At 71.4% G+C, this 19479-nt stretch carries 20 protein-coding genes, 1 pseudogene and 1 riboswitch; of the genes and pseudogenes, 11 read left to right on the top strand and 10 right to left on the bottom strand.

Going from position 1 to position 19479, the window contains the following annotated elements:
- The 5 genes from JS521_RS23405 to JS521_RS23385 form a co-directional block, all read left to right on the top strand.
- The coding region (locus JS521_RS23405; RefSeq protein WP_443732188.1) for an ATP dependent DNA ligase at nucleotides 1-290 on the top strand (290 nt) is incomplete at its 5' end.
- 235 nt (nucleotides 291-525) lie between these two features.
- Nucleotides 526-1515, top strand: a complete 990-nt coding sequence (locus JS521_RS23400) for an acyl-CoA dehydrogenase family protein (protein ID WP_205084911.1) — start codon at nucleotides 526-528, stop codon at nucleotides 1513-1515.
- Nucleotides 1512-2276 (top strand): PIG-L deacetylase family protein, encoded by a 765-nt coding sequence (locus JS521_RS23395; RefSeq protein ID WP_205084910.1) that lies wholly within the window; start codon nucleotides 1512-1514, stop codon nucleotides 2274-2276. The genes JS521_RS23400 and JS521_RS23395 overlap by 4 nt, the downstream gene beginning before the upstream one ends.
- Nucleotides 2277-2341: 65 nt before the next feature.
- Complete coding sequence (locus JS521_RS23390; protein ID WP_205084909.1) at nucleotides 2342-2929, top strand: class I SAM-dependent methyltransferase; 588 nt, start codon at nucleotides 2342-2344, stop codon at nucleotides 2927-2929.
- The gene (locus tag JS521_RS23385) at nucleotides 2926-3726 is read left to right on the top strand and encodes a glycosyltransferase family 2 protein (RefSeq protein ID WP_205084908.1); all 801 of its coding nucleotides are present in this window, start codon (nucleotides 2926-2928) and stop codon (nucleotides 3724-3726) included. The genes JS521_RS23390 and JS521_RS23385 overlap by 4 nt, the downstream gene beginning before the upstream one ends.
- Before the next feature lie 22 nt (nucleotides 3727-3748).
- On the opposite strand, the pseudogene JS521_RS36815 reads toward JS521_RS23385, so the two are convergent.
- Nucleotides 3749-3976 (bottom strand): annotated as a pseudogene (locus JS521_RS36815) (IS481 family transposase); the annotation flags it as partial.
- A gap of 36 nt (nucleotides 3977-4012) precedes the next feature.
- Between JS521_RS36815 and JS521_RS23380 the strand changes: the two are divergent.
- A complete protein-coding gene (locus JS521_RS23380) occupies nucleotides 4013-4240 on the top strand; it encodes a LysE family transporter (protein WP_239487712.1) in 228 nt (75 codons plus the stop codon).
- A gap of 237 nt (nucleotides 4241-4477) precedes the next feature.
- Here JS521_RS23380 and JS521_RS23375 read toward each other — a convergent pair whose 3' ends face one another.
- Nucleotides 4478-6436, bottom strand: a complete 1959-nt coding sequence (locus JS521_RS23375) for a CASTOR/POLLUX-related putative ion channel (protein WP_205084907.1) — start codon at nucleotides 6434-6436, stop codon at nucleotides 4478-4480.
- 597 nt (nucleotides 6437-7033) lie between these two features.
- Between JS521_RS23375 and JS521_RS23370 the strand changes: the two genes are divergently transcribed.
- Complete coding sequence (locus JS521_RS23370) at nucleotides 7034-7354, top strand: hypothetical protein (protein ID WP_239487711.1); 321 nt, start codon at nucleotides 7034-7036, stop codon at nucleotides 7352-7354.
- 953 nt (nucleotides 7355-8307) lie between these two features.
- On the opposite strand, the gene JS521_RS23365 is transcribed toward JS521_RS23370, so the two are convergent.
- Nucleotides 8308-9273, bottom strand: a complete 966-nt coding sequence (locus tag JS521_RS23365; RefSeq protein WP_205084906.1) for a pirin family protein — start codon at nucleotides 9271-9273, stop codon at nucleotides 8308-8310.
- A gap of 147 nt (nucleotides 9274-9420) precedes the next feature.
- On the opposite strand from JS521_RS23365, the gene JS521_RS23360 reads away from it, so the two are divergent.
- Together JS521_RS23360 and JS521_RS23355 are read left to right on the top strand one after the other, a co-directional pair.
- On the top strand, nucleotides 9421-9786 hold the full coding sequence (locus JS521_RS23360; RefSeq protein ID WP_205084905.1) for a tetratricopeptide repeat protein: 366 nt from the start codon (nucleotides 9421-9423) through the stop codon (nucleotides 9784-9786).
- Between the two features lie 112 nt (nucleotides 9787-9898).
- Nucleotides 9899-10612 (top strand): hypothetical protein, encoded by a 714-nt coding sequence (locus JS521_RS23355; RefSeq protein WP_205084904.1) that lies wholly within the window; start codon nucleotides 9899-9901, stop codon nucleotides 10610-10612.
- 71 nt (nucleotides 10613-10683) lie between these two features.
- Here JS521_RS23355 and JS521_RS23350 read toward each other — a convergent pair whose 3' ends face one another.
- From JS521_RS23350 to JS521_RS23335, 4 genes are all read right to left on the bottom strand, one after another.
- Nucleotides 10684-11391: a TetR/AcrR family transcriptional regulator gene (locus JS521_RS23350; RefSeq protein WP_307847938.1), complete on the bottom strand. Its 708-nt coding sequence runs from the start codon at nucleotides 11389-11391 to the stop codon at nucleotides 10684-10686.
- 33 nt (nucleotides 11392-11424) lie between these two features.
- On the bottom strand, nucleotides 11425-12186 hold the full coding sequence (locus JS521_RS23345) for an SDR family oxidoreductase (protein WP_205084903.1): 762 nt from the start codon (nucleotides 12184-12186) through the stop codon (nucleotides 11425-11427).
- 219 nt (nucleotides 12187-12405) lie between these two features.
- Nucleotides 12406-13161, bottom strand: a complete 756-nt coding sequence (locus tag JS521_RS23340) for a CbtA family protein (protein WP_205084902.1) — start codon at nucleotides 13159-13161, stop codon at nucleotides 12406-12408.
- Between the two features lie 98 nt (nucleotides 13162-13259).
- Nucleotides 13260-13475: a CbtB domain-containing protein gene (locus JS521_RS23335; RefSeq protein WP_006129231.1), complete on the bottom strand. Its 216-nt coding sequence runs from the start codon at nucleotides 13473-13475 to the stop codon at nucleotides 13260-13262.
- A 15-nt stretch (nucleotides 13476-13490) separates the two neighbouring features.
- Nucleotides 13491-13627: riboswitch (adenosylcobalamin (AdoCbl) riboswitch) on the bottom strand.
- Nucleotides 13628-13740: 113 nt separating this feature from the next.
- Between JS521_RS23335 and JS521_RS23330 the strand changes: the two genes are divergently transcribed.
- The gene (locus tag JS521_RS23330; protein WP_205084901.1) at nucleotides 13741-14334 is read left to right on the top strand and encodes a histidine phosphatase family protein; all 594 of its coding nucleotides are present in this window, start codon (nucleotides 13741-13743) and stop codon (nucleotides 14332-14334) included.
- 3 nt (nucleotides 14335-14337) lie between these two features.
- Here the strand turns inward: JS521_RS23330 and JS521_RS23325 are convergent, their stop codons facing one another.
- From JS521_RS23325 to JS521_RS23315, 3 genes are all read right to left on the bottom strand, one after another.
- Nucleotides 14338-15093: a 4'-phosphopantetheinyl transferase family protein gene (locus JS521_RS23325; protein ID WP_205084900.1), complete on the bottom strand. Its 756-nt coding sequence runs from the start codon at nucleotides 15091-15093 to the stop codon at nucleotides 14338-14340.
- On the bottom strand, nucleotides 15090-16070 hold the full coding sequence (locus JS521_RS23320; protein WP_205084899.1) for a metallophosphoesterase family protein: 981 nt from the start codon (nucleotides 16068-16070) through the stop codon (nucleotides 15090-15092). The genes JS521_RS23325 and JS521_RS23320 overlap by 4 nt, the downstream gene beginning before the upstream one ends.
- 158 nt (nucleotides 16071-16228) lie before the next feature.
- Complete coding sequence (locus JS521_RS23315) at nucleotides 16229-18448, bottom strand: phosphoinositide-specific phospholipase C-related protein (protein WP_205084898.1); 2220 nt, start codon at nucleotides 18446-18448, stop codon at nucleotides 16229-16231.
- A gap of 69 nt (nucleotides 18449-18517) precedes the next feature.
- Here JS521_RS23315 and JS521_RS23310 point away from each other — a divergent pair, with 69 nt between their 5' ends.
- On the top strand, nucleotides 18518-19405 hold the full coding sequence (locus JS521_RS23310; protein ID WP_205084897.1) for a glycosyltransferase family 2 protein: 888 nt from the start codon (nucleotides 18518-18520) through the stop codon (nucleotides 19403-19405).
- Nucleotides 19406-19479: the final 74 nt, after the last annotated feature.

The raw sequence follows: 19479 nt of genomic DNA, 5'->3' as shown, positions 1-19479 counted from the left end.
TGCCCGGAGCCGTCCTGGTCGGCGAGCGGCACGACGGGCTCCTGCACTACGCGGGCAGCGTCGGCACCGGCTGGAGCCACACCGAACGCGCCCGCCTCGCCGAACTCCTCCAGAACGCGGCCATCGATGCCTGCCCCTTCGCCCAGGTCCCGCCGGTGGCCGGGGCCCGGTGGGTACTCCCCCAGCTCGTCGGCGAGGTCCGCTACACCTCCCACACCCGCGCCGGACGCCTGCGCCACCCTGCCTGGCACCGGCTACGCCCCGACCTCGCTCCCGACGATCTCACCTGAGACCGCACTGGGAGCCAGGGCACAGATGATTCAGACCAATCACGTTTCCCGGCCCAGAGCCGCAGCTCTCGCGCCGTGCGTCACTGGGTGGGTTTCGTTCCAGGTGAGAGGGGCACAGAGGAGGATCGCCAGCCCGGTCGCGGTCGCGGTCGCGCGAGTTCGGGTGCCGAGCCAGCGTGGAGCGGCGCGTCCTGCTCTGTCGGAGCAGCTTGTCAGTTGTGAAGGAGTTCACGTCATGCCAGCAGACCCTGCTCTGCCCGTCGATGCCGCGCGGGCCGCAGAGGATTTCGTCGACACGGTCAATCAGATCGAGAAGGAGGAGCTGGTTTTCCCTCTGCCGGGTTCCGGGCGTACTGCTGAGCGGTTCGCTGCTCTGCAAGGCGTCGCCGAGGCCGGCCTGTGCGCCGCGCGCCTGGTCGAGGGGCATGTCGACGCCACCGCCATCCTCGCGGAGCTGGGGGAGCCGGAGCCGCTGGCGCGCGAGCTGTGGGGCGTGTGGGCGGCCGAGCCGCCGGGCGAAGGACTCGTCGCGACCCGGGCAGGTCAGGGGTGGGTGCTGAACGGGCTCAAACAGTACTGCTCGGGCGCGCACACCTGCACCCGGGCACTGGTCACAGCCCGGGTGGGAGAGTCGCGGCGTCTCTTTGCGGTTGAGGTGGACGCAGAGCGCTGCCGACCGGCGGAGGACAGCTGGCAAGCCGTCGGCATGGCGGGCAGTGACACCCCGGACGTACGGTTCACGAACGTGCCGGCGACCGCCGTCGGTGAGCCGGAAGCGTACGTGCGCAGGCCCGGGTTCTGGCACGGAGGCATCGGGGTGGCCGCGTGTTGGCTGGGCGGTGCGGTGGCGGCTTCCCGTGTGCTGCGCAACGCGGCCGCCGGTCGGGCAGAGCCGCACACCGATGCCCATCTGGGGGCGGTGGACGTGCAGCTGCACGCGGCCGCGGCGCTGTTGGAGCAGGCGGCCGCCGAGATCGACGCGGACCCCCGCGACGAGGGGGGCGGGGCCCAGCTGCGGGCGATGCGGGTACGCGCGTTCGTCGAGTCGGTCTGCCGCACGGTGCTGGATCATGTGGGCCGGGCGACCGGGGCGGGGCCGCTGTGCCACGACCCCGCGCACGCCCGCACGGTCGCTGACCTGACCGTCTACGTCCGCCAGCATCACGCGGAACGTGAGCTCGCCGGCCTCGGGGCATACCTGGCCAGGCCGGAGGGCAGGCGATGACCATCGCTGACGGCGGCAGCTTCGCCGATCCGATCCAGGCGCCCGGCACTCCCGAGGCGGAATGGCGGGCATGGCCGGGCTGGGCCGGCCTTCCGGAAGTCTCCGTGGGGTCGTTCGAGCGTGTGGTGGTGGTCGCCGCCCACCCTGATGACGAGGTGCTCGGTTTCGGCGGCGCGATCGCGCTGCTCTCGGCCTCGGGTGCGGAGGTGACCGTGGTCGCCGTCACCGATGGTGAGGGCTCCCACCTCGGCAGCGATGCGGTCAGCCCGTCCCACCTCGTGAAGGTGCGTGCCGCCGAGACACGGGCGGCGCTGGCCGAGCTCGGGGCGGCGGACTCGGACATCGTGAGGCTGCGGATGCCCGACACGAAGGTGGGGGCGTACGAGGACGAGGTCGCGGCCCGCATCGCGCACCTGGCACACGACGCTGACCTGGTAGTCGCACCATGGACCGGTGATGTGCACGGCGACCACGAGGCAGCGGGACGGGCCGCTGTGCGCGCGGCGGAATCGGCGGGTGTCGCCTGCTGGCTCTACCCGGTGTGGATGTGGCACTGGGCGCGACCGGGAGACCTCCGGGTGCCGTGGCGCAGCGCGGCGCGCATCGTCCTGCCCCGAACGGTACTGGAACGCAAGAGGAGGGCTGTGGGGCACTTCGTCAGTCAGATCGAGCCTTTGGGCCCGGGGCCCGCCAACGCGGCGATCCTCCCTCCGGAGGAGCTCGCGCACCATCTGCGCGACCGCGAGGTGGTGTTCCGGTGAGCGGCGCACAGGGCGCCCCCGAAACCCCGGGCACGGTTGGCACGCCAGGGGCTTACTTCGAGGAAATGTACCGCGGCGCTCCCGACCCCTGGCACCTCGCCGAGCGCTGGTACGAGCGGCGAAAGTACGACCTGACCGTGGCGAGCCTGCCTCTGCCCCGCTACCGCCGCGCCTTTGAACCCGCCTGCTCCGTCGGCGAGCTGACCGTGCGTCTGGCCGAGAGGTGCGACCAGGTGATGGCTTGCGACCGGGTGGAATCCGCAGTCGCCACCGCACGCCGACGCACCTCACGTCTTCCTCATGTGGAAGTGAGCGCCCTGACCGTTCCCGGGCAGTGGCCGCCCGGCCGCTTCGACCTCGTCGTCCTGTCCGAACTTCTCTACTACTTCGACGCCCCCACCCTCCAGAGGGTGCTGCACCGTTCGGTCGACGCGCTGGAACCGGGCGGAACCCTGGTCACCGCGCACTGGAACCACCCCGTACCCGATCACCGCGGCACCGGCAGCACGCTGGCCCCGACCGTCGGCTCCGTTCCGGGGCTGACGCTGACGGCCGACCACAGGGAGAGCGACTTCGTGCTCCAGGTCTACGAGCGCATCAGTCCCGACGGGGCGGCAGCACCCTCGCCCGCCGCCCGCGAGGGCCTCGTATGACCTCAGAGGCAAGCATCAGAACGATCGCTGTTGTCATCCCGGCCCGCGACGAGGAGGACCTTCTTCCAGCCGCGCTCGAGTCCGTGCGCGCGGCGGCCGCGCACCCCGGCGTCGAGTCGGTACGCGTCCTCACGGTGGTGGTGGCGGACTGCTGCACCGATGCCACCGCCGCAGTCTCCGCAGAGGCGGGCGCTCTCGTCGTGCCCGTCCCCTTCCGCAACGTCGGCCAGGCTCGGGCTGCCGGTGTGCGAGCCGCGCTCGGTGAGATCGGCGGTGCCCCGGGCGGCGTGTGGATCGCTTCCACCGACGCCGACAGCACGGTACGGCCGGACTGGCTCGCGTTCCAGGCGGCTCGCGCCGCGGAGGGCTGGGACGCTGTCATCGGAACCGTGACCGTGGACCGATGGCCGCACGGCGAGGCCGAGCTGGCCGACCGTTACCGTCGCCTGTACGAGAGGTCACGCCCACCGGCTCACCGCCAGTGGGACCATCCGCACGTGCATGGGGCGAATCTCGGCGTCAGCAGTCGCGCCTACGCAGTCGCAGGCGGCTTCCCGCCGACTCCGCTCGACGAGGACCGCGGCCTGGTCAACGCCTTGAACCGCACCGGCGCGCACATCTTGCGTACCGCCGATTCACCTGTGACCACCTCAGCCCGCAGGACACCGCGCGCGGGGGGCGGTTTCGGCGATCATCTGAATGGCCTGGTCAGTACGCTGGGCGGCGTCAGGGCGCGAGGTGAGATCCGTCCGGACCGCGGGCGCGGTCCGCATCTGCCGGAGGACATGGTTCCCTGACCTACAGGGTGTCCACGCCCCTGATACGGGCCGGTCCGAGCTTGCGATCCCGACGCCACGGCACACCTGCGCGACTTCGACGGACGTCCGATGCGAAGTCCTGGCGGGCCGGCTGGAGCGGTCATACAGGCCCAATCCCCCTCCGCCGTCACCGGCGGATCCACTGGTGGCCCGCGACATGCCCATCTCGGCCGCGACATGCGCGACGGAGCAGCCCGAGCGAACACTCGACCAGCAGGCGCCTACCAATCCGGTCGCCCGGGCATTGCGCAGGGACACCGGGATCATGCTGGGACACGCCGTACTGGCATCGGCAGCGGTGGCTGGTCTGACGGCTCTGCCGGCCGCCTCACAGGTCGGCTACACCATTCTCCGTGTCGCCGGCGCCCTCTACCTCGTCTATCTCGGCGCCCAGTCCCTGGCCGATTTCGTGCGCCTGCGCCGCAGTGCTGCCGCAGATACTCCGGCTTCCCGCTCCGCCGGCGTCCGGCGACGACGTCGAGGTCGTCGCTGATCCGGAGGGTGACCGGGCCAGCCGGGGTACGGGAGCACCGCCAGCAGGTCCCGTCGGGCTCCTGCTGGCAGGCCGAATCCCCGCGGCCGCGCCGCAGCACCCGCAGGGTGCGGGCCAGGTCGTAGAGCGCGGGCGGCGCCCAGGTACGGCTGGGCATGTAGACCCCGCCCGGCAGTTATTGCCGCTCGTCGGATCAGCCCTGACAGGCCGGACACGTTTCCGGAAGCACCTTTGGCTTCAGTTGTCTTTGGTAGCGGACTCCTGTGGTTCGCCGGCGAGCGAAGGGGGTGGCAGGCGGTCCGTCGCGATCACCACGATCTGGTCCTCGGCGTTCCAGATGCGCCGCTCGGCCTTCGACGGGTTGAGCTTGATGCCGTGGTCATCGGAGCCGGTGCGCGCGAGGTCCTGCCGCCGGTAGCCGATCGCGCACTCGCCACGCCTCTGGGCGGCGGCGACGACGACGGCGAACGTGGCTTCGGCGCCCTCGCGAATGTACGCGCAGGCGGGGCGCAGGCAGACACTGCTGCCCTCTGCGGAGAACAACTCCTCAAAGACGGGGGCCAGATGCCGGTTCTGCGCGATCTGAGCCATGAGCAGGCCGACCAGCATGCCGCTGACGATGACGTCGGAACCGCTGTTCACGGGTGCCAGTGGGCGGTTGCGGTCATCGATGAGTTCGGTGACGATCCGGGTCTCGCGTCCCGTTCGCTGTTCCAGCAGCCGCACGGCCAGGAGGGTGACCAGAGTCCAGTCGTCCGGGTGGTCGCGGCCCTCGCCCTGATCCGGGCCCAGGACGATCACCCCGTCGTACGGGTCGAGGTCCAAGTCAAGAAGGACCTCGGGTCGGGACAGGGCGAGGGACCGGAATCGCACATCGTGCCGGGCGGGTCTGTCTGCCTCCGGTTCTCGGGGCCCGGGTACGGCGTTGTCGGCGACGACGTCCACCACGGATCCGGAGCGGGCCGTGCTGCGTAACTGTTCCAGGACCAGGGGTGCACGGCGGTTCCAGCCGAGCAGCAGCAGCCGGGACGGGACGGCCGGCTCGGGCCGGGCCGTGGCGATCGCCGAGACGTCGACGAGGTGCCGGCAGTCCGCGACGCTGGTGCTGTCGTCGTCGCGGGCGAGTACGATCAGGCGGCTTCCGGGCAGGACGAGGGTGTCGGCAGGCGGATTCAGCAGCGTGCGGCCATCGGGTGTGAGCAGTCCCACCACGCAGGAATCCGGGTGGTAGAGCAAAGTCGCCCCGAAAGGGCCGTCCTGGAACGAGGTGGCGTCGGCGAGATGGAACTCGTCGCCCGCGAAGTCGAGAAGGTCACGCAGGACGAGGGAGAGACCGGGGCGGCCGACGCACTGGGCGATCAGCCGGGCCGTGACCGTGTCCGCCTCCAGGACCGTGCCGAGGGGGCCCGCGGCCAGACGGGCAGGTGCCCGGTACCGGTCGTCCCGAACCGCCGCGAGCACCGGAGGCCCGTCGGTGTACCCCCCGATCACCGCCCGTAGGGCCAGCAGAACGCGCAGCACCTCGGCGTCCGCCGTCGGTCCCGCCGACGGCAGGACCACCACGGTGCTCGCCGACCGCGGGCTGACGAGGGCGAGAACGTCAGGGTCGCTGGGGGGACCGCTGCGGCAGACAATCCGGCCGCGGACAGCTGGCCCGACCCTCGCGGCCAGCGCCTCCTCCATCACCGCCTTGTCGCGGTCGGCCAGCAGAACGATCGCGCGCCGCCGCCGCGGGGCCTGCGCGGCAATCAGTTCACCCACCACGGTAGTCACCTGGTCCGACCAGCCGAGCACCAGGACGTGCCCCTGCTCCAGAACCGTGGACCGGCCCCTGCTCAACTCCGCCATTCGATCGGCCAGTCCGGTCGTGATCACACCGACGAGCGTCGACACACAGAGCAGCGCGACCAACCCGAGCACCGCGGAAAGCACCATGCGCAGTGGCGTGCCGGTGGCCGCGCCCAGCCGCAACGTCTCCGCGCTGATCCGCCACGCAGCGGTCAGCCGCCCCGAGAGCGACGTAGGCGATCCCGGATCCGTCCACACCAGCAGCAGGCTGACCGGGACGACGACAGCCAGGCAGGTGATCACCAGCCAGCCCATCAGTGTGCCCGTCGAACGAGCCAGCGTGCGGTCGAACCGATAGCGCGCCCGGTCCCGCAACGGTACCTGTGGCTCGCCGTTGGCTGATCCCACCACCACTCCCCTCTTCCGCTGCCGAGCACCCCCACGGTCGCGCGGCACCGGCCGTCTCTCTCCGCAGAGTGCGACCTCCGGCAGCGGGGCGCGCCGGGATCGGCGGCCGGTTCATCCTTTCGGAGGCTCGGCCGCGGAGAAACGCATAGACCATCCCGTCGATCCGAGGTGCGCGGGGGCGCCCCCGCCGCAAGCCCCGGCGCCTGTGCCGACCGGGGCTACGACTTCGACAAGTACCGCGACCACAAGTACGCAGCCGCTGCCGCAGGGTGACCGTTTGCCTGCCCTGGGCTGCTCCCGCAGACCGGCAGCGCGGGGCGTCGCCGGTCACAGCTTCCACTCTCTGTAGTCCGGATGGTGCTACAGGGCAGAACCTCCGCCGTCATGGACGTGGCACGCGGTCTCGCGCGGGGGTGACGGTCCAGCAGCACAGTGCGTGGGGCGTGGGCGGGCTGCGAGGAAGCAAGCACTCTCCAGGTGAACGAGCACATCGTGCCGTAGCCGCCTGCCCGAGCCTTTGTCGGCGGCACCGCTGGGTCGCGTAGGCGCCCGCAAAATGGCTGGTCACGGGAGCGGTCTGTGCAGGACCCTGTGGGCATGCCTCGACGTCTCATGTTCGTGCAGTTGAAAACTGGTTACACCACCGACCACGGACCCTCGTGGATCGGGTGGGTGGACTTCTCGAAGACCTGGAGTACTGCGTACTTTCGCGGGAGGACACTGCGCCGGGCAGGGGGGATGTTCGATGCGAACTTCTACGACGTGCAGACCGACGAGGAGTTCTGGGTCTCCGGGCCGAAGCGGGACCGCACGGACACCCGCTACGGCCCTTCCAACCCTGAAATCGAGCCGGAAGCCGTCGACACCTATCGCGCCTTCCTGGAGGGGGCAACTCTGCCGGGCCGGGAAAGCGGCTGACCTCACCCTTGCGAGCGGGGTTGCCCGGGTCTTGACCAGATAAGGAGAGAGCGCTTCTGAGCTGCAACGATGGGACTTGCATAGGGTCCTGTCAGCTGCACGGAAGAAGCACTCTCCAGGTGAAGAAGCGTATCGGGTCCTCTGATCAGATACCTGCGACGACGAGCGCTTCGACGTGGGCTGAGGGTGATCATTCTGAGCGAATGCGGCATCTATGCCGGCTTCCGGGGGCCGCGGGCCCCTGGGGCAACCCTCGCGGAGGCCTTGCGGGCTGACCGCGAAGCGGCCTTCGGTATCGAGTTCCGAACCGGCCCATCAACCCCTCGATCAGCCCGTCCCACCCGGCGTGTACTACCGCGGCCTTCGCGCCCACCGCTTCTTGATTGCCCGTCACACAAGATCATGATGCCGGTAGCCGTGCCTCTGCCCGCAGGCACCCCATCCACCACACGGGCCAGCGGTAGGTCATCAGCGAGCTGCGGGCCCCGTGGGCGAGTTGGAGGCCGCGGCGTACGAGGGCGGGGCCTTAGAGCTGTTCGGCTGCTTCGCGTCCCGACTCACCGGCAGACCTGCGCCTCGGCTTCGGCGGATGTGTCCGATGCGGGGTCCTGGCGGGCCAGCTGGAGCGGTCATGCAGGCTCTCGCCGAGGCGGCTGGGCGATCAGCCGGACGAACTGGGCACCCCGTCACCCTCAGCAACTCCGCCTGGACCGGTTTCCGGCATCCGGGCGACAGCCAGCCATCATCGCCTGACTTCCAATCAGGAAAGTCAGCAAATGGTCAGCATCGATCCGATTGAACCCTGACACACAAGCTCGAACACGAGACTCGATACACCACCTCTCGAATCCGCTAGCCCCCCGAGCCCCGAGCACAAGACAGGTGCGAATAGGGCAGTCGGCGTAGCGGCCGCCCGTGGACGCGCGGCCAGCCCGACTTTATCTCTCCCCAGGTCAGCGCACTCGCCCACGTGGCTTCAGCGGGGTCATGGGCAGTTCCGGGGCGGGCAGTCGGGCGCCGTCGTAGCCCTGTACCTCGCCGAACCGAGAGCCCTCTTCCCAGTCTTTTCGCGCCTGTGCGATCTCGTCACCGGATCGGCCGATGAAGTTCCAGAACATCACGAGCTCCTCCTCGAACGGCTCGCCGCCCAGGAGCATCAAACTGGCGTCGGAGACGGCGCGCAGCGGCAGTTCGGTGCGGCCGCAGCCGAGGTAGAGCATCGAACCGGGCAGCACGGGTACGCCGTCGACCTCGGCCTCGCCGGACATGGACAGCACCGCGTACTCGAAGTCGGGGCCCAGCGGCAGGCGGGCCTCCGCGCCACCCGTCAGGGACAGGTCGGCGCCGACGATCGGGGTGTACGCCGTGCCGGGCGAGGCCGCCCCGTCCAGTTCGCCGAGGATGACGGTGGCGGACAGGCCGGGGGCGGTGACGACGGGCAGGTCCGTGTGGTGCTGGAAGTGCGGCTCGACGTGGCGGTGCGCGTCCGGGAGGGCCACCCAGAGCTGCGCTCCGTGCAGGAGCCTGGCGTGTTCCTTGGGGCTCTCCTCGGAATGGCTGATCGCGCGACCCGAGGTCATCAGGCCCAGTTCGCGGGGGCGCACCGTCTGCAGACTGCCGAGGCTGTCCCGGTGGAGCACCTCGCCGTCGTGGAGCCAGCTGACGGTCTGGAGACCCATGTGCGGATGCGGCGGGACCTGCATGCCCGGCTCGTCGGCGATGTCGTCAGGACCGTAGTGGTCCACGAAGGCCCACGCACCCACCATGCGCCGGCCGAGGTTGGGCAGCAGGCGACGGACCTCGGTGCTCGCGCCCAGCTGGACACGGCGGGGGGCCAGAAGCTCACGGACGGGCTCGGCGACGACGAACCCACGCCCGCCGCAGACGGAGGGCGTGGCCTGGCGATCGAGATTGCTCATGGCGCTCAACCTATTCCCGTAGGGGCGTGGAGCACCCGGTCCCACGCCAGAATTTTAGTGGAATGTTCAACCATCATGCGGTGTTGTCATGGCTGAACGTACGGCGGGGCGGTCCGGAGACGGCCCGCACCACACGAAGGAGGACACGTGAGCGAGACCGAGACCTACTACGAGTTCGGCACCGCCGCCGACCGGTGGGACCGGGCGCAGATGTTCTTCGAGGCGAAGGAGTACCTGACGGCCGCACGGATCCTGGGCGGACTCGTCGAGGAGGTGCCGGAGCAGGTCGCGCCGCGGCTGCTGCTGGCCCGCTCGTACTACCACTCCGCCCGGCTGGGCAAGGCGGAGGAGGAGCTGCGGAGGGTGCTGGAGCTCGACCCGGTCGAGTCGTACGCGCACCTCATGCTGGGCCGGACACTGGAGCGCCAGGGGCGGAGCACCGACGCCGCGCCGCACCTGCGGATGGCCGCCGCCCTCACCGGGGACTTCGGCCCCGGAGCCGCCCACTCCTGAACCGCCGCGCCGCACCAACGGCCGGGCCCGCATCCTTCGGTGCGGGCCCGGTCTCCTTTACCCGTCGGTACGAGCGTCGGACAATGTGATCTCCAGGACGAAGGGATGGGGGATGCACGAATCCAGGAGCGCCGCGTTATCCGGGGTGCGTTCGGCCGCGTTATCCCGGGCGTGGTCGGCCGCGTTACGCCGGGCACGGTCGGCCGCGCTCATCGGGCTGGCGGTGGCGGCTTCGGCCGGCTGCTCCGGCGGTGACGACGACGGGAAGAACGGCGAGGCGGCGGAGCTCCGCCCTCGTCCGCCGGGGGCCCACAGCTGGACCGGCGAGCCCTGCGACCTCCTGGCGGGCGCCGCCCCCGCCGAGGGCTTCACGCTCGGCAGCACCACCGATTCCGCCTCCCCCGACACCCGGGAGGACATCGGCGAGAACGGCACACGGCCCCGCTACCGGCAGACCGGCTGCCTCGCGGATCTCAAGGCCCCCGACGGCACGCTCTGGAAGCTCAGCACCACGGCCTCGGTGTACGAGGAGCCCGGGGCCGCCCGTCACGCCTACCGCGTGAAGGAGGACCTCGACCGTTCCCACGGGCGCGGGCCCGAGAAGGTGCACGACGCCGCCTACGCGCTGCCCGCCGACGACGGGGGCCGCCCCGGCCGCACCCTCCTCCTGTGGAACGGCGACCTCGTGCTCACGGCGTCCGCGTACGCACCGCACGGAAGCACGGAACGCGAGGTGCGGAAGGATCTCGAACGGATCGTCGGAAACGCGGCACGCCGCACGGAGGACGGTCTGCGCGATCACGAAGCCCCCTCCCCCGCGCCCTGAGACACTGCGGCTCTGTAGCCCTATAACCCTGTGGCCTTCAGGGTCTCCACCGTCCGCCCCGGTACTCCGGGTCAGGTGTCCGGTCGGGCGTTCGCCACCCGATCGAGCCACTCCTTCATCAGCGCCGCCTCGGCCGTACTCAGCCCCGCCCCGTGCTCCTGCCGCAGCAGAGCGCTCAACCGGGCCGCCGCCGTGGGTACTTCGGCGTCCGGCTGCGCGCTCGGCGACACGTCCGGGGTGAGCACCGTCGCGTGCAGTGCGTCGCGCACCCGGCGCGACACCTCGATGTCGTCGAACGTCGCCGGGCGGGACACCAGCATCAGCGCCACTCCCACATTGGCCGACATGATCATCTGGGCAGCCAGCTCGGGCGCGATGCGTATCCGGCCCTGGGCCGCGGCCCGTTCGAGGTCCCCGGTCAGGATCCGGTGGGACTCCAGCGCCGCGGCGGGCGGGGTACGCATCGCCGGCGAGTTCATCAGCCGGTAGAGGTTGCGGTTGTCGAGGGCGAAGGCGACGTGGCTGTCCCACCCCCGGCGCAGGTCCTCGACCGGGTCCGTCGTCTCGCCGCGTTCCCTCTTCGTGGCCAGGTACTTCTCGAAGCCGTGGTCGACGACGGCCGACAGCAGTCCCTCCTTGTCGCCGAAGTGGCGGTAGAGGGCCGGAGCGCCCACCTTCGCCGCCTCGCACACGGCGCGCGTGGAGATGTCACCGTCGGGCGATTCCCTGACCAGGGTGGCGGCCACTTCCAGGATGCGTGTCCGGGTACTCGTACTCACCGGACGGACGCTATCAAGCGGCACGGCGGCCGCTCAGACGATGCCGCCGTTGGCCCGCAGCACCTGGCCGTTGACCCAGCGGGCCGGGCCGGCCAGGAAGGAGACCACCTCGGCTATGTCCTGCGGGGTTCCCAGCCTCTCCAGCGGCGGCTGGGCGGCCATCCGCGCGACGGTCTCCTCGTCCTTGCCGTCCAGGAACAGAGCGGTGGCGGTCGGCCCCGGCGCCACGGCGTTCACCGTGATGTCCCGGCCCCGGAGCTCCCGGGCGAGGATCAGGGTCATGGCCTCGACGGCGCCCTTGGTCGCGGCGTAGGCGGTGTAGCCGGGCAGGGACAGCGAGAGCACCGAGCTCGAGAAGTTGATGATGGCCCCGCCTTCACGCAATCGGCGCGCCGCCTGCTGGTCGACGACGAACGTGCCCCGGATGTTGGTGCGGTGCATCCGGTCGAGGGTGTCGAGTTCGAGCTCGGCCAGCGGGGCGAGCGCCATGACCCCCGCCGCGTGCACCACCACATCGATGCCGCCGAACGCCGCCTCGGCGGCGTCGAAGAGTGCCGCGACGGCGTCCTCGTCGGCCACGTCCGCCTGATGGGCGAAGGCTTCTCCTCCCGCGGCGGTGATGGCGGCGACGGCGGCTTCCGCCTCGGTCCGGTTGCCCCCGTAGGCGACGACGACCGCGAAGCCGTCGGCGGCGAGGCGTTCGGCGCTCTCGCGGCCGATGCCCCGGGAGCCGCCGGTGACCACGGCCACCCGGCGAGGGGCGGATCCCGATGCGGTTACGGACTGTTCGGTCATGGCGTCACTCCTGGCGACTGGGGTCGCGGTCGTTCCGTGAAACCCGATGAGATCAACGCTAACACCGTGACGTTATCAACGCTACCACTGAAGCGTAGCGATGTTCATCCACAGCGCTACCCGTCCCCTGCCTGCCCGTACATGACAGAACCCGCCGGACACGCCCGGCGGGTTCTGTCATGTGCGTCAGCACGCACGCGCGTGTACGCGCGAAGGGGCTCAGCCGACCGCACTCGCGGTACGCGTCGTCGCCGCAGGGGCGCCGGGCGTCAGAAGCCGTTCGGTGAGATAGCCGAAGACGATGCCGAAGGTGCTCCACAACGTCGCCTGGACCGCCAGCGTCGAGAGCCGGAACTCCCACAGCAGACCGGCCGGGAAGCCCTTGCCCACCTCGTCGAAGGAGGGCAGGAAGGCGTAGGCGAGGCCGATCAGCAGGATGAAGCCGGCGGCGGCCGCGATGCTCGCGTTCCAGTTGCCGAGGCGCGGGGCGAGCCGCTTGCCGATGATGACGGCGGCGACGGCCAGCAGCACGCTGAGGGCGACCATCAGGAAGAACAGGGCGGTGCGTTTGCCGATGGTGTCGGGGTTGCCGACGGCGGGCGGGTTCGCCGGGTACTTGAGGAACGGTACGACGTAGACCGTGAGCAGGGCGGCGCCCGCGATCAGCGACGCCGTGGCCCGGGGGCCGAAGTCGCCGATGCGGCCCAGGGCGTAACAGGACACCAGGGCGGCGATCCCGCCCGCGGCGACGCCGAAGACCAGGACGCCGGTGGCGAGTCCGCCGGTGGCCTGCATGGTGCGGCTGACCAGTTCCTCGCCGCCACCGTGGTCGTGACTGTGGGCCTCTTCGAGGGCGATGGCCGCGTCCACCTGGGACTCACCGAGGAAGTAGGCGACGGCGAGCGCGAGCGCGCCCGCGATCAGGCCCGCGAGCATGCCGCGCACGAGCAGGGCTCTGACAGATATGGAGTTCACGATGGTTTCCTGGTTTCTCTTGCTTCCCGGTTCGCTGACTGCCCGGCGGCTTCCCTGATCCCTCAGGTGCCTCCGGGGCCTCAGATGCCTCTGGTGTCTCAGTGGCAGGGGAAGCCGAGCAGGTGGCGGCCGTCGTGGACCCACTCGTGGACGCCTTCGCCCGAGATGAGCGCGGTGGCGCCCTGTTCGGCGCCGACGAAGTACAGCAGGACGAGCATGAGAATGCCGAAGAAGACCGCCCACGGGGCAAGGGCCTTCGCCGAGATCGGGGTGATCCCCGATGTCCCGGTTGCGGGAACGGCGGACTGTGCCATGGCAGTACCTCCTGTGGGAACACGCGTCCCTGTCGTGGTGCCTCAGACGAAGGTGCCGGGTCTGACTTCCCGCACGAAGGCGGGTTCACAGTGGCGCGACCGTGCCGGATTCCCACCGGACTTCCGTCACACCCTCGTCATGGTCGACGTGACCATACCGCCTGTACGCAGGCGCCGCCATGGTCGAATGCGCAGGGTCACGGAACACGGATTCCTTGGGGCGACAGGGCTGTGGGGCCCCTGGTGAAGGATTGAGAGCAGGGACATGACAGTACGGGTGATGCTGATCTCACCGACGATGAACGCGGCGCTGCGGGAGGCCCGCTTCGACGGCGACTCCCCCCTCGACCGGTCCGGACGGGAGCGCGCGCGGGCCGCCGCCGGTACGGTGCCGGCCGCCGGGCTCGCGCTCAGCGGGCCCTCCGTACGGTGCCGCGAGACCGCCGAGGCTCTCGGCCTGGCGGCGGCACGGGCCGAACCGGCCCTGGCCGGCTGGGACCTGGCGCGCTGGGCCGGCCGCCGCCTCGACGAGGTGGCGGCCGCCGAAGCAGCGGAGGTGGCCGCCTGGCTCGGCGACCCCGCGGCGGCTCCGCACGGCGGCGAGTCACTGAGCGACCTGATCGGGAGGACGGGGGCATGGCTGGACTCCCTCCACGGACCGGACGCATCCAGCGCGAGCTTCCTCGCGGTGGCCGAGACCGCCGTCGTCCGGGCGGCGGTCGTCCATGGCCTGCGGCTTCCGCCGGAGGCGTTCTGGCGGCTGGACGTCGCCCCGCTGACGCTGACCGAACTCAGCGGGCGCTCCGGCCGGTGGAACGTGGGGCTCGGACGCCCCCTGACCGCTCCCCCGGCCGGCTGAACGTCACATGCCGTCACTCTCGCGCCAGTCGGGCCGCACCAGCACCGCCGTGGCGACGATGCCGTCCTCGACCCGCCAGCGCCCGTGGAGCGTCGTCGGCAGGGCCGGGTCGGTGAGAAGCAGACGGGCGGTGAAGGTGCCCTCGGCGGCGCCGGGACCGACAGGCGCCTCCCCGCCGTCCGCCATATCTGCCGTGTCTGCCGTATCTGCTGCGCCCGCGATGTCCGTCCGATGGAACGTCAGATCTGCCTGGATGAAGTCCAGTTCGATGCCGGTGACCGGGTACCAGGTCTTGAAGACACTCTCCTTGGCGCTGAACAGGACACGGTCCCAGTGGAGTTCGCCCGAGCCTTCCGGCGCCTGCGGCCCGATCCGCTCGCGTTCGGCCGGCAGCGTCACCAACTCCCGTACGCCGTCGGGGAGCGGGGCGTGCGGTTCCGCGTCGATGCCCAGCGACAGCACGTCCCGCGCCCGGGCCAGCGCGGCCGCCCGGTACCCGGCGCAGTGGGTGAGGCTGCCGACGATTCCCTCGGGCCACAGGGGTCTTCCCCGGTGGCCGTGGAGCACGGGCACCGGCGGCAGGCCGAGTCCGGCCATGGCGCGCCGGGCACAGGCGCGGGCCGTCGCGAAGTCGTTCCTTCGTTTGGCCACGCTCTTGGCGACCAGCGCCTCCTCCTCCGGGAAGAGGGTTCCGTCCGGGACGCTCTCCGCGCGGGTGGCCGCGCAGGAGACGTCGGTGGGCAGCAGCCGCTCGATCACGAGGTGCCTCCGGGGGTGCGCGGCTGGGCGGACGGTTCGGCGTCGGTCCCGGCCGGTGGGGCGGGTTCGCCCTCGTAGGGGAGGATCTGCCGCAGCAGGCCCCGCGGGTGTCCCCGCTGGCGCCACTCCCTGGGGTAGCCGATGGAGACCTCCTCGAAGCGCACCCCGTCGTACCAGGTCGTACGGGGGATGTGGAGGTGGCCGTAGACCACGGCGGTGACGTGGAAGCGGCGGTGCCAGTCGGCGGTCAGTTCGGTGCCGCACCACTGGGCGAACTCCGGGTACCACATCACCGACGTGGGTTCGCGGACGAGCGGCCAGTGCCCGGCGAGGACGAGGGGTATCTGCGGGTCGTGCTCCGCGAGCCGCCGTTCGGTCTCGGCGACCCGGGCGCGGCACCAGTCGTCCCGGGTCGGATAGGGGTCCGGGTGCAGGAGGTACTCGTCGTTGCAGACGATGCCGGACTCGTGCGCGACGGCGAGCGACTCTTCCTTCGTGTGCGTTCCCGGGGCGCGGAAGGTGTAGTCGTACAGGAGGAAGAGCGGCGCGATCGCCACCGGCCCGTCCGGGCCGGGCCAGAGCGGGAAGGGGTCCTCCGGGGTCGTCACTCCGAGCTCCCGGCAGAGCTCGACGAGGTGGTCGTAGCGGGCCTGGCCGCGCAGTTGGACCGGGTCCTTGGCCACGGTCCACAGCTCGTGGTTGCCGGGGGTCCAGATCACGTGGGCGAAGCGTCCGGCGAGGAGTTCGAGCGCCCACCGGATGTCCTCGGGCGTCTCCGCCACGTCGCCCGCGACGATCAGCCAGTCCGCGTCGGACGTCGGATACAGGGACTCGACGATCGGCCGGTTGTCGGTCACCGCCGCGTGCAGGTCGCTCACGGCCAGCAGACGGCCCTCGCCGCGCTGTCCGGAACCGTCGCCGGGGAACGGTTCGGCGGCGGGGGCACCGTGCGGTGCGAGGTCGCTCGGAGGAGTCATGGGCGCTGAATTCCTGATCTGTCGGCAGTCGTCCGGCTCCGTCCGCACGGTGGGAGCCCTTGGGAACGTAGCCTCTCACGCTCCCCTCCCGGCTCCCCCGGGGTTTCGGCGTGCGGCCCTGTCGCCGGGCAGGCGGTCTCCCGGAGGGCGACGGGCCGTCAGTCGTCTTCCGTTCGGCGGGAGTTCAGTTCGTTCACCGCTCCGAGCGCGTCGCCGACCGTCGTGTAGTCGACGGCGATGAAGGTGACCGGGCGTCCGCGCTCCGCCTCGCAGGCTCTGGTCCGCTCCAGGACCCAGTCGCGGGCGTTGACGCGGCCGGCGTCCAGGCGGCTGCCCCCGGCGTTCGTGATGAAGTGGTTGAGCAGGAAGAGCTGCTTTCCCGTGCCGCCCCGGTTGGGCGCGCAGGTCATCTCGGAGGGACTCCGGAAGGCGAACGGGGTCTCCATGCCGTACCGGTAGAAGTTCCGGTACCAGGAGGCCGGGCCGTCGGCCTTCTCCGCGAACACCACCAGCCTGTGGCCGCTGTCGATCATCTCCTCCAGGGTGGGCCACGGGGCGTCCGGGTCCGCGTCGGGCGTGTGCAGGAGGTCGTCCAGACCGGCCGCGTGGAACGCCTCCTCGGTGTCCTCGGGGCCGATGTCGTCCTGGACGATGAGCGTCACGATCTCGGTGGGGTGGGCCCGCAGCCAGTCGCCGATGTCCTCCAGGGCCGGGACCAGTTCGATGGCCCCGGCGCGGCAGACTCCGTGACAGAGCCACAGGCCCTCGCGCGGCGGGTTGGCCTTGTCGATGGCGCCGGTGATCAGGCGCCGCTGCTCGGGAGTGAATTCGGGGGAGTCGAGCCGGGCGGCGATGTCCTCGGGGCTCTCCCAGCGGTACGTGTCGAGCTGGAGCGCCCGGACGCCGGTGTTGAGCTGGGTGGTGATGTCGGGGTCCTGGAGCGGGCCGATGAACCGGTCGGCGGTGGTGGACATGGCGTTGTGCGAGGTGAGGTAGGCGGCTTCGTCGTAGCGCAGTTCGCACAGGCTGCTGCTGCCCAGGCACTGGCGCGGCGCGGACGGGCCGAAGACGGGTGGCACGACCAGTACGCCGGCGAGCGCCGCGCAGGCCACGCCCGCCGCCGTCGTCCGTACCGCCGTCGGGGTCGGGGCCGGCATCTTGTCGGGGCGCACCAGCAGCGCCCAGCCGACGCCCGTGAGGAGTACGCCGCCGACGAGGGCGGTGAGGGCGGCGCCCAGCCCCGTGGCCACCGCCTGGTTCACGGCGTTGCGCTGGAGGTCGTCGACGAGCGCGGTGACGCTCGGGGCCCACGAGGACGGGGTGGTGAGAAGGTGTCCCCCGGTGATCAGCCGGGCCAGGAGCACGGTCGCGGCGGTCAGGACGCCCGCACAGGCGAGCGCCTGCCCCAGGCTCATCAGCCGCCGGGCGGGGGCGGCGGGACCGGTGAACCAGAGGGTCGCGAGGGCGGCGAACGCAAGGGTGAGGGCGAGGACCTGGAGCAGGGTCAGGAGCCGGATGGTGTCGCGGGCCCGTTCCAGGGCCGTGAGGTCCGTCCCGGTGGCGGTCAGGGTGTCGGTGAGGTCCCACGTACCGTCCCGGAGGGTGGTGCGGAGGTCGGCGGCCGCGCTGCGGGAGCCGTCGGAGAGCGCGGCGGATGCCGTTGCGGCCAGCGCGGTCGACACGTCCCCCTCCCTCAGCGCCACCTCGATCTCGGGGCGCAGCGCCTTCCGCTGCTGTTCCGGGACCGCTGTGAGGAGGGCGTCGGCGGCGAGGTCGGCCTGCTCCTCGGTGAGCGGCAGCCTGGGCAGGGCGGGAGCCCGGCCCTCCTTGAGGTCGTCGAGGGCGGTGGCGAGGTCGGCGGTGAACCGTTCGAAGTCCGGCCGGTCGCGGCCCTGGATGCTCGCCACCAGGTCGCCGAAGTAGACGCGCGCGAGGTCGGCGAGGCTCTCCAGCACCGGGGCCAGATCGACGGTCAGCCGGAGCTCGTCGCGGTCGCCGCGCAGATAGCCGGTCACCGCGTCGATCTGCTGGTCGGTGAGGGCCCGGACCGTGGCGGGCGGCAGCACGACCTTGATGTTCGACGTCACCAGCGCCTCGGGCACGGGCAGGTGCGCGAGCAGGTCGCGGGTGACGGGCGAGATCTCCGGGTCGACGAGCACCTCGCTGTAGAGGCGGTCGTAGGCCGACTCCTCGTCCAGCACCGCCTGGTAGAAGCCGGGCGAGGCGACCGTGGACCGGACGGTCGCGGTCAGCGCGACCGTGCTCACGCTCAGGACGGCCAGGAGGAAGGCGAGCACCTGCACGAGGCGGCCGGCCCGGCGCGGGGAGAGGGAGCCCCGCACGGGCCGGAGCGGGTTCGCGGTCGGTTCGGCGCTCACCCACCCAGCCTATGCGGAATATCAGATTTTATGCATGAATGATGAGATTCGGGAGTTGAGGAGCCCGCTGTGCACTCCGTTCACCTGGCCGTCCTGATGACGAGTCACGACCGCCGCGCGCGGACGCTGTCCGCACTCCGCGCCCTGGAGGAACAGCGCGGGCTGCCCGCCGGGACGACGCTGGGCGTGCATCTCGTGGACACCGGCAGCACCGACGGTACGCCGGAGGCGGTCCGGCTGCGGCATCCGGCGGTGGAGGTGATGTCGGTGGGCGCGGACGTCCCCCGCAACCAGGCGCTGCGCATCGCGAGCCGCAACAGCCGCAGCGGCGGCGGGGGCGGCGGCCCGCTCGGGACGACGCCGGGCGGGCCGAGCCACGCGTGGACGCATCAGCTGTGGCTCGACGACGGCGTCGAGCTGTTCCGGGACGCCCTCACGACGCTGTTGCGCACATCGGAAGCGGCCGGGTCCGACGCGGTCGTCGTCGGGGCGGTGCGGAACGCGTACGGCGACACGGTGTACTCCGGGCGGCGCGGCAGGTCCCTGGTGCTCGTCGAGCCCGGCGAGCACCGGCCCGAGGGCTGCGACACGTACGACGGGCGGGTGGTCCTGGTGCCCCGTGCCGTGTACGACGTGGTCGGGGATCCCGACAAGGTCTTCCGCCACCGGATGGGCGACTACGACCACGGCCGGCGCGCGCGGCGGGCCGGGGTGCGCGCGTACGTCGCCCCGGGGCATGCCGGCGAGTGCGTGGGCGGGCCGGACGCTCCCGGCTCCCGGGAGCCGGGGATCGGCGTCCGGGAGGCGCTGCGCCGGGTGACTTCCGTGCGGGAGCTGCCGCCCCACCAGTGGTGGGTGTACTGCCTGCGGCACACCTGGCCGTGGGCGCCGTATCTGATGGTCTCCCCGTACGCGCGCACCGCGGCCCGCGCCACCCTCGGCCGGCTGCGGGGGTGATCGCGGGCCTGTGGGGCGTCAGCCTCGTTCGGCCGCGGCCGTGGCGGTCTCGGCCGCGGGGCGGCCTGTGGGCG

The organism is Streptomyces durocortorensis (assembly GCF_016901035.1).
Taxonomy (GTDB): Bacteria; Actinomycetota; Actinomycetes; order Streptomycetales; family Streptomycetaceae; genus Streptomyces; species Streptomyces durocortorensis.
This window is presented reverse-complemented; position numbering and strand designations above follow the sequence as displayed.